The 15187-nt window shown below is 63.1% G+C and carries 15 protein-coding genes; 5 read left to right on the top strand and 10 right to left on the bottom strand.

Annotation, left to right across the window (positions count from 1 at the left end):
* Positions 1-2 precede the first annotated feature (2 nt).
* Entirely contained in the window at positions 3-857 is an 855-nt protein-coding gene (kynA, locus tag ACSQ84_RS02425) for a tryptophan 2,3-dioxygenase (protein WP_436210047.1), read from the bottom strand.
* An 11-nt stretch (positions 858-868) separates the two neighbouring features.
* Positions 869-2062, bottom strand: coding sequence for a kynureninase (gene kynU / locus ACSQ84_RS02430; RefSeq protein WP_436210048.1), 1194 nt, complete (start codon positions 2060-2062; stop codon positions 869-871).
* A gap of 186 nt (positions 2063-2248) precedes the next feature.
* Here kynU and ACSQ84_RS02435 point away from each other — a divergent pair, with 186 nt between their 5' ends.
* Positions 2249-3085, top strand: coding sequence for an alpha/beta hydrolase (locus ACSQ84_RS02435; RefSeq protein ID WP_436210049.1), 837 nt, complete (start codon positions 2249-2251; stop codon positions 3083-3085).
* A gap of 9 nt (positions 3086-3094) precedes the next feature.
* On the opposite strand, the gene upp is transcribed toward ACSQ84_RS02435, so the two are convergent.
* From upp to ACSQ84_RS02450, 3 genes are read right to left on the bottom strand one after another with little or no spacing between them, the layout of a single operon-like run.
* Complete coding sequence (gene upp, locus ACSQ84_RS02440; RefSeq protein WP_436210050.1) at positions 3095-3724, bottom strand: uracil phosphoribosyltransferase; 630 nt, start codon at positions 3722-3724, stop codon at positions 3095-3097.
* A gap of 16 nt (positions 3725-3740) precedes the next feature.
* On the bottom strand, positions 3741-4985 hold the full coding sequence (locus ACSQ84_RS02445; RefSeq protein WP_436210051.1) for a URC4/urg3 family protein: 1245 nt from the start codon (positions 4983-4985) through the stop codon (positions 3741-3743).
* 7 nt (positions 4986-4992) lie between these two features.
* On the bottom strand, positions 4993-6243 hold the full coding sequence (locus tag ACSQ84_RS02450; protein WP_436210052.1) for a GTP cyclohydrolase II: 1251 nt from the start codon (positions 6241-6243) through the stop codon (positions 4993-4995).
* A 317-nt stretch (positions 6244-6560) separates the two neighbouring features.
* Here ACSQ84_RS02450 and ACSQ84_RS02455 point away from each other — a divergent pair, with 317 nt between their 5' ends.
* The 4 genes from ACSQ84_RS02455 to ACSQ84_RS02470 all read left to right on the top strand — a co-directional run bounded on the left by ACSQ84_RS02455 (position 6561) and on the right by ACSQ84_RS02470 (position 10295).
* Positions 6561-7331 carry a 5-oxoprolinase subunit PxpA gene (locus ACSQ84_RS02455; RefSeq protein WP_436210053.1) on the top strand — a complete coding sequence of 257 codons (771 nt, stop codon included), beginning with the start codon at positions 6561-6563 and terminating at the stop codon, positions 7329-7331.
* Complete coding sequence (locus ACSQ84_RS02460) at positions 7328-8056, top strand: 5-oxoprolinase subunit B family protein (RefSeq protein WP_436210054.1); 729 nt, start codon at positions 7328-7330, stop codon at positions 8054-8056. Before ACSQ84_RS02455 ends, ACSQ84_RS02460 begins: the two co-directional genes overlap by 4 nt.
* The gene (locus ACSQ84_RS02465) at positions 8053-9087 is read left to right on the top strand and encodes a biotin-dependent carboxyltransferase family protein (protein ID WP_436210055.1); all 1035 of its coding nucleotides are present in this window, start codon (positions 8053-8055) and stop codon (positions 9085-9087) included. Before ACSQ84_RS02460 ends, ACSQ84_RS02465 begins: the two co-directional genes overlap by 4 nt.
* 143 nt (positions 9088-9230) lie before the next feature.
* The gene (locus ACSQ84_RS02470; protein ID WP_436210056.1) at positions 9231-10295 is read left to right on the top strand and encodes a putative FMN-dependent luciferase-like monooxygenase; all 1065 of its coding nucleotides are present in this window, start codon (positions 9231-9233) and stop codon (positions 10293-10295) included.
* 65 nt (positions 10296-10360) lie between these two features.
* Here the strand turns inward: ACSQ84_RS02470 and ACSQ84_RS02475 are convergent, their stop codons facing one another.
* The 5 genes from ACSQ84_RS02475 to ACSQ84_RS02495 form a co-directional block, all read right to left on the bottom strand.
* A complete protein-coding gene (locus tag ACSQ84_RS02475; protein WP_436210057.1) occupies positions 10361-11146 on the bottom strand; it encodes an ABC transporter ATP-binding protein in 786 nt (261 codons plus the stop codon).
* Positions 11143-11916, bottom strand: a complete 774-nt coding sequence (locus tag ACSQ84_RS02480; RefSeq protein WP_436211152.1) for an ABC transporter permease — start codon at positions 11914-11916, stop codon at positions 11143-11145. Before ACSQ84_RS02480 ends, ACSQ84_RS02475 begins: the two co-directional genes overlap by 4 nt.
* Before the next feature lie 92 nt (positions 11917-12008).
* Positions 12009-12953 carry an ABC transporter substrate-binding protein gene (locus ACSQ84_RS02485; RefSeq protein WP_436210058.1) on the bottom strand — a complete coding sequence of 315 codons (945 nt, stop codon included), beginning with the start codon at positions 12951-12953 and terminating at the stop codon, positions 12009-12011.
* Positions 12954-13068: 115 nt separating this feature from the next.
* Positions 13069-13812: a histidine utilization repressor gene (gene hutC / locus ACSQ84_RS02490; protein WP_436210059.1), complete on the bottom strand. Its 744-nt coding sequence runs from the start codon at positions 13810-13812 to the stop codon at positions 13069-13071.
* Positions 13809-15167: a formimidoylglutamate deiminase gene (locus ACSQ84_RS02495; protein ID WP_436210060.1), complete on the bottom strand. Its 1359-nt coding sequence runs from the start codon at positions 15165-15167 to the stop codon at positions 13809-13811. Before ACSQ84_RS02495 ends, hutC begins: the two co-directional genes overlap by 4 nt.
* Between the last annotated feature and the right edge of the window lie 20 nt (positions 15168-15187).

Consider the following 15187-nt stretch of genomic DNA (forward strand, 5'->3'; position numbering starts at 1 on the left):
TTTCAAAGCTCCGTTCTTACTTTCCAAAGCTCCGGGAAAAGTTCGACCTCGAGCATCTTGCGCAGATAGGATACGCCCGACGTGCCGCCGGTTCCGCGCTTCAGGCCGATAATGCGCTCGACCGTCGTGACGTGGTTGAAGCGCCAGCGCCGGAAGTAGTCTTCGAAATCGACCAGCTTTTCGGCCAGTTCGTACAGCATCCAGTGTTTTGCGGGAGACGCGTAGACGGTCTTCCAGGCATCCAGCACCTTGTCATTTGCGGTCCGCGTCGTGCGCCAATCCGATCGATGCGCATCTTCGCCGATGTCGAAGCCATTGCGCGCGAGCAGAAGCAGGGCTTCGTCGTAGAGACTAGGCTCGGCGAGAATTTCTTCCAGCTTCGCGACCACGTCACTGCGGTGGGCATGAGGACCGAGCATCGCAACATTGCGGTTGCCAGCGAGGAATTCGATCGCCCGGTACTGGTACGACTGGAAGCCTGACGATTGGCCGAGCTGGTCGCGAAATTCAGTATACTCGCTCGGCGTCATCGTCCGCAACACATCCCAGGCGTTGGTGAGCTGCTCGAAGATTCGGGCGATGCGTGACAGCATCTTGAAGGCGGGTTGAAGCTTGTCGTTGTGGATGGCCTTGATCGCGGAGCGGATTTCGTGGATCGCCAGCTTCATCCAGAGTTCGGAGGTCTGGTGCTGGATGATGAAGAGAAGTTCGTCGTGCGCATCCGAGCGCGGTTCCTGCGCATTCAACACGCGTTCCAGATGCAGATAATCGCTGTAGGACATCCGCCCGTCGAACGACATCTGGGCTCCCTCGCGGGAGGGGTCCAAGGGCTTTCCGGTCAAGGGTTTTTCGGTCATGGGTTTTTCGATCATGTCACGACGGCCATTTTGCGATACTCCGCGGCATCCCAGCGGCGATTGTTCACGACATCCTCGATCGCATCGACCGCCGCGCGAACCTCGGTCTCACCGATGTAAAGCGGCGTGAAGCCGAAGCGGATCACATCGGGAGCGCGAAAATCGCCGATCACACCGCGCGCGATCAGCGCCTGCATGATGGCGTAGCCGTTGGCGTGGCGAAACGAAACCTGGCTGCCGCGTTTGTTGCCGTCCCGCGGCGACGCCAGCGTCAACTCCGGACAGCGGGCTTCGACTTCGCGGATGAACAGATTTGCCAGCGCGATCGACGCCTTGCGGACCTCGTTCATGCTGACGCCCTCCCAGACATCGAGCGCTGCGTCGAGCACGGCCATGGCAATGACGGGAGGCGTTCCAACCCGCATCCGTTCAATGCCGGAGCCTGCCCGGTAATCAAGATCGAAGGCAAACGGCGCCTGATGGCCCATCCATCCGGAAAGTGCCGGCCGCGCCATGTCGGCTTGGTCAGGTGCGACATAGATGAAGGCCGGCGCGCCAGGACCGCCATTGAGGTACTTGTAGGTGCAGCCGACCGCGAAATCGGCTTTGGCGCCTGATACGTCGACCGGGATGGCGCCCGCGGAATGGGCGAGGTCCCAGACCGTCAATGCGCCGGCGTCGTGTGCCTGCTGCGTCAACGCCTTCATGTCGTGAAGGCGGCCGGTGCGATAGTCGACCTCGGTCAGCATCAGCACCGCAATCGTTGCGTCGATGGCGTTTTCGACTTCTTCGGGGGCGACAATTTTGAGCTGATATCCCCGGTCGAGCGATCTGAGCAGACCCTCGGCCATGTAGAGATCGGTTGGAAAGTTGCCATTGTCGGACAGGACCACACGCCGGGGGGAATTGAGTTCGAGCGCGGCTGCGAGCGCCTGATAGACCTTGATCGACAGGGTGTCTCCGATCACCACGGTACCCTCGGGCGCGCCGATCAGCCGGCCGACGCGGTCTCCGATGCGACGCGGCTGGGCCATCCAGCCGGCGCTGTTCCAGCCCCTGATAAGCTGGTTTCCCCATTGCTCGGACATCATGCTGTGGACGCGATCGGTCGCAGCAACGGGCAGGGGACCGAGTGAGTTGCCGTCGAGATAGATGACGCCGTCCGGCATGTGGAACAGGGATCGCGTGCGGGTGAAATCGGTCATCATTGGCCTCGTTCGCAGGCGGCAGATACTCGCATGACCGCGAATCGTTTCAAGCCCGGAAGTTATATATCTAAAATACTTTTGGACTTGTCCTGCAGGCGGCCGATGTGAGTAGATATCGTCGAACTGAATCCTGATCGTAGGCGCCTGCGCCGGCTACTCAAGACCAAACGGAAACCGACCCGCATGATCTTTCATCAGATTTCCGACTGGAACGACGCCTACGCCAATGGCCCCAACATCCCCGGTGGTGAGCGCTGGCCGGCGGCCTGGGTGCAGCCCGCCCAAGCCTACCGCGATGAACTGGCGGGTCGTGGCCGTGCGGCACTTGATGTCGGCTATGGCGAGCGGCCGCGAAACCGTTTCGATCTGTTCCGTCCCGAGGTTCAGCCCAAGGGACTGGTCGTGTTCGTCCATGGCGGTTTCTGGCGCGCCCTGGACAAGAGCTTTTGGTCACACCTCGCGCGTGGTTCCGTCGAAAGCGGCTATGCGGTGGCGATGCCTTCCTACACGCTTTGTCCGGAGGTTCGCGTGTCCGACATTACGCGCGAAATTGCCGCCGCGATCGCGCAGGCGGCAGCGATGGTGGAAGGCCCAATTTTCCTGACAGGCCACTCCGCAGGCGGACACCTGGTCACGCGCATGATTTCGGCGACTTCGCCGCTGCCGGAGCCCGCCCGCGCGCGCATCCGCAACACCGTCTCGATTTCCGGTGTCCATGATCTTCGCCCGATGTTGAAAACGGCCATGAATACCGAGTTGCGGATCGACGACGCCGAGGCGCAAACCGAAAGTCCCGCGCTGTTGCAGCCTTTGCCTGGTGCCCGCGTGACCTGCTGGGTGGGCAGCGCGGAGCGCCCGGAATTCGTCCGCCAGAACGCCCTGCTTGCCAACATCTGGACCGGGCTCGGTGCGCAAACCTGCACGATCGAGGAACCCGGCCGCCACCATTTCAACGTCATCGACGGCCTGGCCGACCGGAATCATCCGATCGTCCGCACCCTTTTGGCCGATGCCGTGTAGCTCGCCAGCCTATTTGGTGCCATAGGCACGGTCGCCGGCATCGCCGAGACCGGGCACGATGTAGGCGTTGTCGTCCAGCCCCTGGTCGATGGCGGCAAGCCAGATCGGAACGTCGGGGTGAATGCCGCGCACACGCTCGACGCCTTCCGGCGCGCCGATCAGGCACACCAGCCGGATGTCGTTGGCGCCGCGCTCTTTCAGCCGGTCAATCGCAGCGACGGCGGAGTTGGCCGTTGCCAGCACCGGTGAAATCACGATCACCAGCCGCTCGTGCAGGTCGCTCGGGGCCTTGAAGAAATATTCGACGGCAACGAAGGTTTCCGGTTCGCGGTAAAGACCGATATGGGCGATACGGGCGGTCGGCACCAGATCGAGCATGCCGTCGGCAAACGTAATGCCGGCCCGCAGCACCGGCGCGAATACCAGCTTCTTGCCCGCGATCTGCGGCGACATCATATGCGCAAGCGGCGTTTCGATTTCGACGTCGGCCAGCGGCAGGTCACGGGTGACCTCGTAGCACAGCAGCATTCCGATCTCCTTGAGGAGCTCGCGAAACGACTTGGTCGAAATTTCCTTCTTCCGCAATAACGTCAGCTTGTGCTGCACCAGGGGATGATTAACGATCGTGACGCCGTCCATGTTGCTAATCCCAAATCTAGAAAACAGTACCGTCGCTGATAACTTTCACCGGAGGCGACGCGTCGGCGCGGCGTTCGCGTGCCAGCAATCGACCCGCCGCCCAGGTGCCGCCTTCGAGAATTTTTGCCAGCGGCATTGAGGTGGCATCGAGCCCAAGCCGCTGTCGCAGACTTTCGGCGACGCGGTCGAGCAGCGCCACCGTCAGCGCACGCCATTCCACGACCAGCGGTGACGCGACCTCGTGTGATTGTTGGACTGCTCCGGCATCGCGAAACGCCAACACGCCGCCATCGACGAACAGTCCGCCATTGCGATATTCGGCAAGACCAGTGAGGCCATCGATATCGGTCACGGTGATGCCGGCCGTTTGCAGCGGCTCGATGAGGGAATACGCCAGCCACTGCGAGAGCTTGTGCAGCGGGACGAGTCCGTTGGTCGCATCCGTTGTGGTCAACATCGGATGCTTCCAGCAGTCGCCGAGCGCGATACCGCCCAGCGTCAGCCGCGATGGCCAGACCGGGCCGAGCTGCTGCAGCAACTCCGCAAGGATTGTCGGGGCGGGTAGCTTTCCGCCGTCGGCGAGCGCCGCGAGCCGGTCGAACAGGCCGCCGGGCCGCGGCGTGTCGTGGCTGCCAAACACATCCGGCTTTGAGGCGACCAGCCGGCCCAACCGTCGCAGCAGCTCAGCGCGACCGTCCATTCCGACCAATGGATTGAGATCCGAGACCTGCATGCCGCGCTCGAGATCGGCAACAACCAGATTTGCAAGCACGTCAGCATCGGCCCGCAACGGTTGAAGCGGATCGGCGGAGAATGCGCCGCCTGCGAACATCGCGAGGCTGGCGAGCCCCAATCCTTCCGAGCGGCCGATCGCCGATCCGGTCTTCGGATCGTTGTAGCGCCACGCTGGCCCGGCACCGGCATCAAGGAAGACGCTGACGATCGCCAGATCGAATTCAGCCCGGGCGCGGGCCGCGCGGCCGGACCATTCGGTCCGGCCGGCGATATCGGCCCAGCGATTATCCCCTCGGGCAACGAAGTGGCGCCAGCGCGAATGAAAGGGAACGTCGAAGGCGGGATAGGCCTTGCGCGTGGTTTCGAGCACCAGATCGATGGTGCTATCCATGCGATCGAGGTGGACACGGAAGTTCGGCAGCTTGTCGTCAAGGCCGATTGCGAGCATGCGGTGTGCACGCTCGCGAACCGCATGGGCGTTCAGCAATGACAAGGCAGCCAATGTCTCCGGATCTGCGGGGGACACTTGGCGCTCAATATTTTTCGAGCGAACGGCCGACCGGATTGTCCGGGCTTTCCTGCGGCTCGGGCGTGTAGTAGCCGGCGGCTTTCTTTGCGGCGATTTCCACATGCGCGTCGGCCGGGATCATGTCGTCGGGAATGGGCACGCGCTCGACGATTTCGATGCCCTGGCCGGTCAGCGCATCGTGCTTCATATCGCTCATGGATACGAAGCGATCGATTCGCTTCAGGCCGAGCCAATGCACCACATCCGGCATCAATTGCTGGAAGCGGGCGTCCTGCACGCCGGCGACACATTCGGTGCGCTCGAAATACTGGGCCGCGGCATCGCCGCCTTCCTGGCGCTTGCGCGCATTATAGACCAGAAACTTCGTCACTTCGCCGAGCGCGCGGCCTTCCTTGCGATTGTAGATGATGATCCCGAGCCCACCGTTTTGGCCGGCGCGCGCGCATTCCTCGATGCCGTGAATGAGGTACGGACGGCAGGTGCAGATATCCGAACCGAACACGTCGGAGCCGTTGCACTCGTCATGGACGCGGCAAGTGATTTTGGTGCGATGGTCCGGCAGCTTGGTAACGTCGCCGAACAGATAGGCCGTCGTGCCGCCGATCGGCGGCAGAAATACCTGTAGATCCGGCCGTGTCACCAGCTCCGGAAACATGCCGGCAGTCTGTTCGAACAATTGCCGGCGCAAATTGTTTTCGGTGGTTGCGAAGCGCTCCGCCAGACCCGGCAGATACCACACCGGGTCGATCGCGATCTTGACCACGGAGACGCTGCCGTTCTTGTGCACGAACTCGCCGTCGTGCTTGAGCCGTCCGGCTTCGATCGCAGCCTGCAGCTCGGGCAGATCCAGACGCGCGCGCGTGATGGCAATGCTGGGACGGATGTCGATGCCCTCGGCGATTTCGGTTGCAAAATTATCCGCGGCGAGGTGTCCCCAGGGATCGAGTGAAACGATCCGCTGCGGATCCGTCCATTGCGGAAACGGCCCGATGGTTTCGGCGGGATGGGTGTTGGTGAGGTCCGGACGCCGGATCGGGTCCAGCGCACCGGAGGAGACGGCGAGCGCACGATACACCGAATAGGAACCGCCATGGGTGCCGATCACGTTGCGGTCCTGCGGGCGCGACACCGTGCCGATCACCGGTCCGCGCTCGCGCGCGCTGGCGGCGCCCCAGGCGATCGGAAAGTTGAGTTTGGCACCCGGCGCCGGGTGCGACGTAATGCGAATATGATCAACCCGATTGGAACGAGTCATCGCTACAAACCCTGAAACGGCGACGGCCCGCCTGAACAGACGGGCCTGGTCACACCAACGTAATATTCAGCAGCGGTTGCAGCTGAGAGAGCAATATAATCAAATTTTGGCCGAATACAACGGCGTTTGGAAGGCTCAACGGGCCGACGCCCCCTGGCGTTAACCTTTTCGGTGCAGTGCCGGGGGGCCGGTCTGGTGCCATGGCCGCGTTGCAGGGCAGGTATCGGCGTCGATCGATCGCTCCCGACTTTACCATTCCGTGTTTCGCGGCGAAGGTGATGTTCATTCGCGGACACCGCACCGCCCAGGAGACCGCCATGCCAACCGTTGATCTCAATTCCGATCTTGGCGAAGGGTTTGGGACTTATCGCTGCGGTGATGACGAGGCCATGCTGTCCATCGTCACCTCCGCCAACGTGGCTTGCGGGCTTCATGCCGGCGATCCCGAGGTGATGGCGCAGACTTTTGCCCTTGCGCGCAAACGTGGCGTCGCGGTGGGCGCCCATCCCGGGTTTCCGGATCTGTGGGGTTTTGGTCGCCGCCGTCTCCCGTTCTCGAACGGGGAGATCGAACGGCTCGTCGCCTACCAGGTCGGCGCCGCCATGGCGCTTGCGGCTTACAGCGGCCATCGCATCACCTATGTGAAGACCCACGGCGCGCTCGGCAACATCGCCTGCGAGGAACGTGACGTCGCCGACGCCGTCGCGCGGGCGGTACGGGCGGTCGACCCCAGCCTGGCGTTGCTGGCCATCGCGGTGACGGAACTGGTCGCGGCCGGCGAAGCCGCCGGGCTCGAAATCTATCAGGAAATCTATGCCGATCGCGGCTACACCGAAACCGGCCAATTGATCCGGCGCGGCCAACCAGGCGCGATGATCGAAGGCGCGGAGGAAGCTGCCGCGCGCGTGCTCGCGATGGTGCAGGCCGGCGCGGTGATCACGGCAGGCGGCGAACACTTGCCGACACCGATCCGCTCGATTTGCGTTCATGGCGATTCCGACCATGCCGTCGCGACCGCCACCCGCGTGCGCGAGCGGCTGGAGCAGGCCGATGTTACGCTGAAGCCGTTCAGGCCGATGAAGGTATGACGCTGCAAGCCGTTCCACGTTTTCTGGATGCGGGAGAAGCCGCGCTCGTCGTCGAATTCGGCGAGACGGTCGATCCCGCGATCAACGACAGCGTGCTGGCTCTCGATGCGGCGTTGCGCGCCAATCCGCCGGCCGGAACGCGTGAATTCGTGCCGACGTATCGCTCGCTCATGATCCATTATGATCCCCTGCAGATAGACAGGGAAGCGCTGGTCGCCATGGTCCGCCGTATGGCGAAGGGTCTTGCCGGAAGGCGGGGCGAGGGCGTCACCTGGACATTGCCCTGTTGTTACGACCCGGCGCTGGCCGAGGATCTCGACGAGGCCGCTGACATCCTCGGTCTCACGCGGGACCAAGCGGTCGCATTGCATGTGGAGGCGACCTATCGCGTCTATATGTGTGGCTTCACGCCGGGCCAGACTTATCTCGGCGGTGTGCCGGAGCCACTCAAGATCTCGCGCCGGGCGACACCGAGGCCACCGCATCCGGCTGGCGCGGTGTTGATTGGCGGCGGTCTCTGCACAGTTGCGCCGTTCGTGATGCCGACCGGCTGGTATGTGATCGGCCGGACTCCGGAGCGTCTTTACGCCGCGGAACGCAAGGATGCGTTTCTGATCCAGGCCGGCGATATCCTGCGGTTCGACCCGATCGCTCTGGAGACCTTTTGGATTCTGGAGCGACGGGCGGCGAGCGGCGAAATTGTTGCCCGCAAGCGTGCCGCATGAGGGCTGCCGCTTCGGAGGCGATCCTTCGCATCCTGTCCGCCGGGCCGGGTGCGACGCTGCAAGATGGCGGTCGACACGGCTATCTGCGCTTTGGGGTCACCGCTGCAGGCCCGATGGAACCGCTGGCGCATGCCACGGCAAACCTTGTTGTCGGCAATGCCGCGGGCGCCACCGCGATCGAGGTGTCCGTCGGCGGACTTGAAGTGACCGCCGAAACCGGACCGCTCAGTGTCGCCGTCGCCGGCGGCGAATTCTCGCTGAGCCTCGACGGCAGGCCGCTGCCGCCGGCGTTGGTTCTCAATCTGGAGCAAGGCGCCGTGCTGAAAATTCGCGCCGGGGCTCGCGGCTCCTGGTGCTATCTGGCGGTGGCCGGACGCTTCGTCGTGCCAAAGGTGCTGGGCTCTCATGCCACCCACACGCGCACCGGCTTCGGCGGCCTGAATGGCCGCGCGCTCGCCGCGGGCGATTGTCTCGCCATCGAACGATCCGCCTCTTCGAAGCCATCGCTGGGCGCCATCGCGGCACCGTGGCTCGACCGTCCCCTCGACACCATTCGCGTGGTGCTTGGCCCCCAACATGATTACTTCGCCGCGGATCAGATCGCCGCCTTTCTCGCCGGACCCTGGACCGTCTCCGCCAGGGTCGATCGCATGGCGTATTACCTTGACGGACCCCAACTGACACACGTGCGTGGCTACAACATCGTGTCTGACGGGATCGCCATGGGAGCGATCCAGGTGCCGGGCGACGGCCGTCCGATCGTGCTGATGGCCGATCGTCAATCCACCGGCGGCTATCCGAAGATTGCCACCATCATCGGTCCCGATCTTGGCCGGCTGGCGCAGGCGCGACCGGGAGCGGAGTTCAGATTCGCCGCGGTATCGATCGGGCAGGCGGTCGAAGCGCGCCGCAGCGAGGCAGCGTTGCTGGCGCACGGTATTGTCGTCGAACCACTGGTGCGCACCCACCTCAGCTCCGAATTCCTGCTGGGCCTCAATCTGATCGACGGTGTCGTCGGCATTGAGACCTGATAAAGCTTCTCGCGCCGATTTGACTGTGCTGCTTTCCATGCGCAGACTTGTCAGGTCGGCTTACTTCGCCAATGTCGTAAGTTCGAAAAGAGGCTGCTGGGCTTCGATCATATATGTTTCCGTTGCAGTCTCCGAAGGGCGTCATGAGTCGTCTGTCAAATTTGAAGCGATTGGGATTTTTCACGCGCCTTCTCGATGACGCGACTCCAGCGGAACGATATCGCCTCGCGGCAGCGCAGATTGCCCACGCGGAAACAGCAGGCCTTGATTCCGCGTGGATCGCCCAGCACCATTTTCATGAGAGTGAGGGCGGGCTTCCGGCGCCCTTTGCTTTTCTCGGCTTCGTCGCGGCACAGACGTCGCGCATTCGGCTCGGCACCGGTATCGTTACCCTGCCGCTCGAAAATCCTGTAAGGGTGGCGGAGGACGCCGCGGTCCTCGATCTGTTGTCGAATGGCCGTTTTGAACTGGGTGTCGGCACCGGGGGAAACCCGTCGGCCTTTGCCGCCTTTGGGCTCGACAGTGCGCAGCGCGCGGAGATTTTTGCTGATAATCTCGACATCGTCCGCAACGCCTTGGCCGGCGCGCCGCTTGCCGGCGGCGATACACTCTATCCAGCAAGACCGCAATTGTGCGACCGGATCTGGCAGGCGACCTTTTCGGTGAGCGGCGGGGCGAGGGCCGGCAAGGCGGGCGACGGTTTGCTGTTGTCGCGAACGCAGCCGCGGTCAAGGGAAGCCCCCCACGCGTCGCTTGCCGAGATTCAGCATCCCATCATCGACGCTTACCTCGACGCGCTGCCGCCGGGCCGCGAGCCCCGGATCATGGCATCGCGCAGCGTGTTTGCCGCCGACGATCGCAAGGAAGCGCTGCGGCTGGCGGACGTCGGGCTGCGGCGCGCGCGCGCGAGCTTCATCGCAGCCGGTCATGCCCCGCCGGGGGAGGCGTTGAGTGACATGATCGCCGCATTCGACACCCATGTCGGGACGCCTGCCGACGTCATCGCCTCGCTCCGTGCCGACAGCACATTGGAACGGGTGACCGATCTTGTGTTTCAGGCGCATTCAATCGATCCGCCGCATCCCCTTATTCTGCGATCGATCGAGCTGGTCGCCGAAACGGTTGCGCCGGCATTGGGCTGGACGAAAGGGACCATATCGGACCCAAACACAAAATCTCGAAAACAACCCCATGCAAAGATAGAATAGGCCTGGCTCGCCGCACTGGAACTGCTTGCTCCGGGACAGGAAATCAGCGGGGCGGCGAGCGTTCGTCAGGCGTCAACCGCAACCTTCAATGCTTCGGCACGGATCTCCTCCACCAGCCGCTCCTTCAACTGGACGAATTCGGGCGCGGTCTTGATCTTGTAGGATCGCGGGTGGGGAAGATCGATCGCGATCTCGGCCTTGATGCGGCCGGGGCGGGCGCTCATGACGATGACGCGGCTGCCGAGGAAGATGGCCTCCTCGATATCGTGGGTGACGAACAGCACGGTCTTCTGGTCGCGTTCCCAGATGCCGAGCAGCATTTCCTGCATCAGCACACGGGTTTGGTTATCCAGCGCGCCGAAGGGCTCGTCGAGGAGCAGGATCTTGGGATCATTGGCCAGCGCACGGGCGATCGCCGTTCGTTGCTGCATGCCGCCAGAGAGTTGCTTCGGCCAGTGATTTTCAAAGCCCGACAAACCGACCCGCTGGATGAATCCATCGGCGATCTTGCCGCGTTCCGCCTCGGAAATCCCGCGCTCGCGCAGGCCGAACGCGATGTTTTCCCGCACCGTCAGCCATGGGAACAGGGTGTACGATTGAAACACCATCCCGCGATCTGCGCCGGGGCCCGCGACCTCCTGTCCGTCGAGAATGACGCGGCCGCTGGTCGGCCGGTCAAGTCCGGCGATGATGCGCAGCAGCGTGGATTTTCCGCAGCCCGACGGGCCGAGGATGGTGACGAAGTCGTTGTTGCCGACGTCAAGATTGGTCGGTTCCAGCGCCCGCGTCGGCGCATTGCCCTGGCGTGCAGGGAAAACGCGCGAGACCTGATCGATCTTCAGCGTGGTCACGCCAATCTCCACGGAAACAGCCAGGCGTTGAAGGCCTTGAACATGAAATCCGAGATGAGGCCGATCAACCCGATGACGATGATGCCGAAGATGATCTGGCCGGTGTTGAGCAGCGCCTGGCTGTCGGTGATCATGTGGCCGATGCCCGACGATGAACCGATCAATTCGGCGACGATGACGTAGGTCCACGCCCAACCCAAAACGAGCCGGAGGATTTCTGCGATTTCGGGGGCAGACGAGGGCAGCAGCACGCGGCGGATGATACCGCTGTCGCCGGCACCCAGCGTGTAGGCGGCCTCAACGAGATCGCGCCTCGTGTTGCCGACATTCACGGCGATCATCAGGATGATCTGGAACACCGAGCCGATAAAAATCACCAGCAGTTTTTGCAATTCGCCGATGCCGGCCCACAGGATCAACAGGGGAATGAAAGCCGAGGCGGGCAGGTAGCGCGCGAACGAGACGAACGGCTCGAGAAAAGCCTCGATCGGCTTGTAAGCGCCCATGAGAACGCCGAGCGGCACCGCGATGATCGCCGCCAGCACGAAGCCGCCGATCACCCGCCATATCGTCATGCCGATGTCGAACAGAAAGCCATGCTTGGTCAGTAGTTCCCAGCCTTCCTGCAGCATGGTCAGCGGGTTGGCGAGAAACGTTTTGGATACGTAGCCGCCAAACGTTGCCCATCCCCACAGCGCAACGAACAGGACGAAGAACGCAAAGCCGTAGGCCACGCGCTGCTTCGATGTCACAGGATCTAGCGGACGTATCACGGGGATATTCCTCAAAGCGCAGGGCGCCGGTCGCGGCAAGTCCCGCTTCCAAAAATGCAGAAGCGGGACCGGTGCGTCGCCGAGCCGGTCTACTTAATGAAGCTCGGGTCAAAGAGGTCGTCGGTCTTCGGGATCGATTTGATGATGCCGATCTCTAGCAGCAGCTCTCCAGCTTCCTTGGTGAACGCCTGGAACTCGCCCGCGAAGAATTTCTGGTTCGCGGCCTTGTCCTGCCAGCGCAAATATTTTGCCGAATTGCCGAACTGCTCACCGGACTGCTTCACGTCTGACCCCATGATCTCGTAAGACTTGGTCTTGTCCTTTTCGATCAGGGCCACCGCCTCGAAATAGCTGTCGGCCAGCGCCTGCGCGGCCTTCGGATTCTCGGTCAGGAATTTCGGCGTGCAGCCGAACGTGTCCATGATCATCGGGTAGTCGAGGGTGGTGGCGATGATCTTGCCCTTGTCCGGCGCGGCCCGCACCGTCGAGAGGTAAGGCTCGTAGGTCATGGCGGCATCGTTCTGACCGGCCACGAAGGCCTGCGCGGCCGCGGCGGGCTCCAGGTTGACCACGGTCACGTCCTTGACCGAGAGGCCGTTTTTCTTGAGCATCCAGGCCAGGGTGAAATAGGGAGCGGTGCCGGGTGCGGACGCGGCGATGGTCTTGCCCTTCAGGTCCTTGATCGACGTCACGTCGTTTCGCGTTGCCATGCCATCGGCGCCGTAGCTCTTGTCGAGCTGGAAGATCTGCTTGGTCGCCACGCCATTGGCATTCCAGGAAATCCAGGTCTCCACCGTGGTCGCCGCGCACTGGATGTCACCTGACGCAATGGCCAGATGGCGGTCCTTCTGCGGGATCTTCTTGATCGTCACATCGAGGCCGTTCTTCTTGAAGATGCCCGCCTGGTTTGCCAGCGTGAGCGGTGCAAAGCCGGTCCATCCCGAGATACCGATGCCGACCTTGACATCCTGTGCGACGGCTGGTGCGGAAACCAGGAGAGCGGCGGTGGCGGCGAATAATCTAAAACTAAGCATGATGGTGTTCCTTTGCCGGTATATGGATTGCGTTCCGTTCGTCTGTTTCACATTTCGCGCGGGGAGTGCTGCCGCATAGTGTTGCATAAACTGTGCCGGACCTCATGCGCATTCCTCAGCCGCCTTTGAAGCGGGCAACCAGTTTGTGGGACTCGCCCGGGTACAGCAGGCGCACTGCTGTCAGCGTCCGTGCGCTACGCCAGGTGTGGCGGTCGATCACGAGGCAGGGCGCGCCGACCGTAATATCCAGTGCGGCCGCGGCCTCGTCGTCTGCCACGATGGCGCTGATCGAATGCTCGGCTTCCGTCCATGGAACGTGGTGGAGCAGCCAGGTGCCGGGCGGCTCGATCGCAAAATCAGCCGTAGCGGCTTCGGGGACCGCCTCGAGATCAATCAATCTGTCCTCGATCGCGAACGGCACGCCATCGGCGCTGTGGCGGCAGGCAATCGCGATCACCTTGCCGGTCTTTCGTACCCCAAGGCGAGCGCGGTCGGCGGCGTTGCCGGCGCGGCGCGAACACTGGATCAATTGGTAGCCATAGCTGCGGCCAAGCGCGGTGATTTCCGCGCGGATATCAGGAATCGTCAGGACCGCTGACAGGAATTTGGGACGGCGCACAAAGGTGCCGGCCCGCCGCCGCCGTTCGATGAGATCGGCTTGCGCCAGTTCCGACAGCGCCTTGCTCACGGTCATCCGCGCGCAGCCATAGTGCGCCATAAGTTCATGTTCGAACGGGATGCGGTGGCCCGGCGGCCATTCGCCGGTCAGGATGCGGCGTTCGATATCGAGCCGGATTTGCTTGTACAGCGTCGGCTTGTCGGTTGCCCGGGGCTTGTCGCGTTCGATCGAAAGGCTCATGCGACGAGCCTTCGCACTGCTGCATTGAACGTATCGCGCGCCTTCTGGCGAAGCCGATGGCGCCCGCCCTCGACGACCTTGTTGCCGCCTGCCCAGACACAGTCGATGACACCCGCATTGGCGGCGAAAATCCAGCCATCGAGGACGGCATCCCTGCGGCGCCCGGCGAACGAGGGATGCGCGGTGTCGAGCGTTACGATGTCAGCGCGTGCACCTGCTTGCAGCCCGGCGATTGGCTGCGCCAGCGCTTGGGCGCCACCGGCGAGCGCCGAGTCGAGCAGCGCGCGACCGGTCGAGATGCCGGGTCCGCCGGAGAGCACATTGCGCTCGCGATGTTTGAGCCGCTGGCCATATTCGAGCTGGCGTAGTTCGTCGGCGACGCCGACCAGGACATTGGAATCGGTGCCGACGCCGAACCGGCCGCCGGCGTCAAGGAATTCTCGGGCCGGAAAAATCCCGTCGCCGAGGCTTGCCTCGGTGATCGGGCAGAGGCCTGCGACAGTGCCGCTCCGGGCAAGCGTGGCGATTTCGGTCGCGCTGGTATGCGTCGCATGGATCAGGCACCAGCGCCGATCGACGGGCGCATGTTCGAGCAGCCACTCCACCGGCCGCCGGCCCGACCAGGCGATGCATTCCTCGACTTCCCTGGTCTGTTCGGCGGCGTGAATATGGATGGGTCCGCCTTCTGCGAGCGGCAGGATGGCCGCCAATTCGTCCGGCGTCACGGCGCGCAGGCTGTGCGGAGCGATACCGACATTGGCCCCGGGCAATTCGCGGACGGCCAACCTTGTGGCGGTAATCAGTTTGGCGAACTGGTCGATCGCGCAAACGAAGCGGCGCTGGCCGGCATGTGGCGCGGCGCCACCAAAGGAGCCGTGTGCGTAGAAACTCGGCAGCAACGTCAGCCCGATGCCGGTGATCTCGGCGGCGTGTGCAATTCGCGTCGCCATCTCGGCGGGATTGGCGTAGGGTGCGCCATCGGGGGCATGATGCAGATAGTGGAATTCTCCGACGCGCGTAAAACCTTGCTCGAGCATCTCGACATAGAGCAGCGTTGCGACGGCCTCGGTGTCCTCGGGCGTCATGCCCAGCGCGAAACGATACATCGTCTCTCGCCATGTCCAGAACGTGTCCGCGGTCTCGCCGCGTGCTTCGGCAAGCCCCGCCATGCCACGCTGGAACGCGTGACTGTGCAGGCTCGCTATGCCGGGGATGGCCAGTTGGTGGCGTTCGTCGCCGGCTTGCGGCGCCGTGCCGGCCGTAACCTTGGTAATGATGCCATCGGTCACAACCGCCTGCACGTCGTCGGCCCACCCCGTGGGAAGCAGCGCTGACCCAAAATGCAGAGTGGACATGTTTCCAAACCGGGTGGACA

Origin of the sequence: Bradyrhizobium sp. LjRoot220, assembly GCF_964252915.1 — a bacterium.
Lineage (GTDB): Bacteria > Pseudomonadota > Alphaproteobacteria > Rhizobiales > Xanthobacteraceae > Bradyrhizobium.

What these genes read in the sequence shown, in the direction of transcription:
- ACSQ84_RS02455 (WP_436210053.1), top strand. Translation starts at nt 6,561, where the DNA reads ATGCCAACCGTTGATCTCAATTCCGATCTTGGCGAAGGGTTTGGGACT.
- upp (WP_436210050.1), bottom strand. Translation starts at nt 3,724, where the DNA reads ATGGACGGCGTCACGATCGTTAATCATCCCCTGGTGCAGCACAAGCTG.
- ACSQ84_RS02470 (WP_436210056.1), top strand. Translation starts at nt 9,231, where the DNA reads ATGAGTCGTCTGTCAAATTTGAAGCGATTGGGATTTTTCACGCGCCTT.
- kynA (WP_436210047.1), bottom strand. Translation starts at nt 857, where the DNA reads ATGACCGAAAAACCCTTGACCGGAAAGCCCTTGGACCCCTCCCGCGAG.
- kynU (WP_436210048.1), bottom strand. Translation starts at nt 2,062, where the DNA reads ATGACCGATTTCACCCGCACGCGATCCCTGTTCCACATGCCGGACGGC.
- ACSQ84_RS02485 (WP_436210058.1), bottom strand. Translation starts at nt 12,953, where the DNA reads ATGCTTAGTTTTAGATTATTCGCCGCCACCGCCGCTCTCCTGGTTTCC.
- ACSQ84_RS02465 (WP_436210055.1), top strand. Translation starts at nt 8,053, where the DNA reads ATGAGGGCTGCCGCTTCGGAGGCGATCCTTCGCATCCTGTCCGCCGGG.
- hutC (WP_436210059.1), bottom strand. Translation starts at nt 13,812, where the DNA reads ATGAGCCTTTCGATCGAACGCGACAAGCCCCGGGCAACCGACAAGCCG.
- ACSQ84_RS02460 (WP_436210054.1), top strand. Translation starts at nt 7,328, where the DNA reads ATGACGCTGCAAGCCGTTCCACGTTTTCTGGATGCGGGAGAAGCCGCG.
- ACSQ84_RS02435 (WP_436210049.1), top strand. Translation starts at nt 2,249, where the DNA reads ATGATCTTTCATCAGATTTCCGACTGGAACGACGCCTACGCCAATGGC.
- ACSQ84_RS02450 (WP_436210052.1), bottom strand. Translation starts at nt 6,243, where the DNA reads ATGACTCGTTCCAATCGGGTTGATCATATTCGCATTACGTCGCACCCG.
- ACSQ84_RS02495 (WP_436210060.1), bottom strand. Translation starts at nt 15,167, where the DNA reads ATGTCCACTCTGCATTTTGGGTCAGCGCTGCTTCCCACGGGGTGGGCC.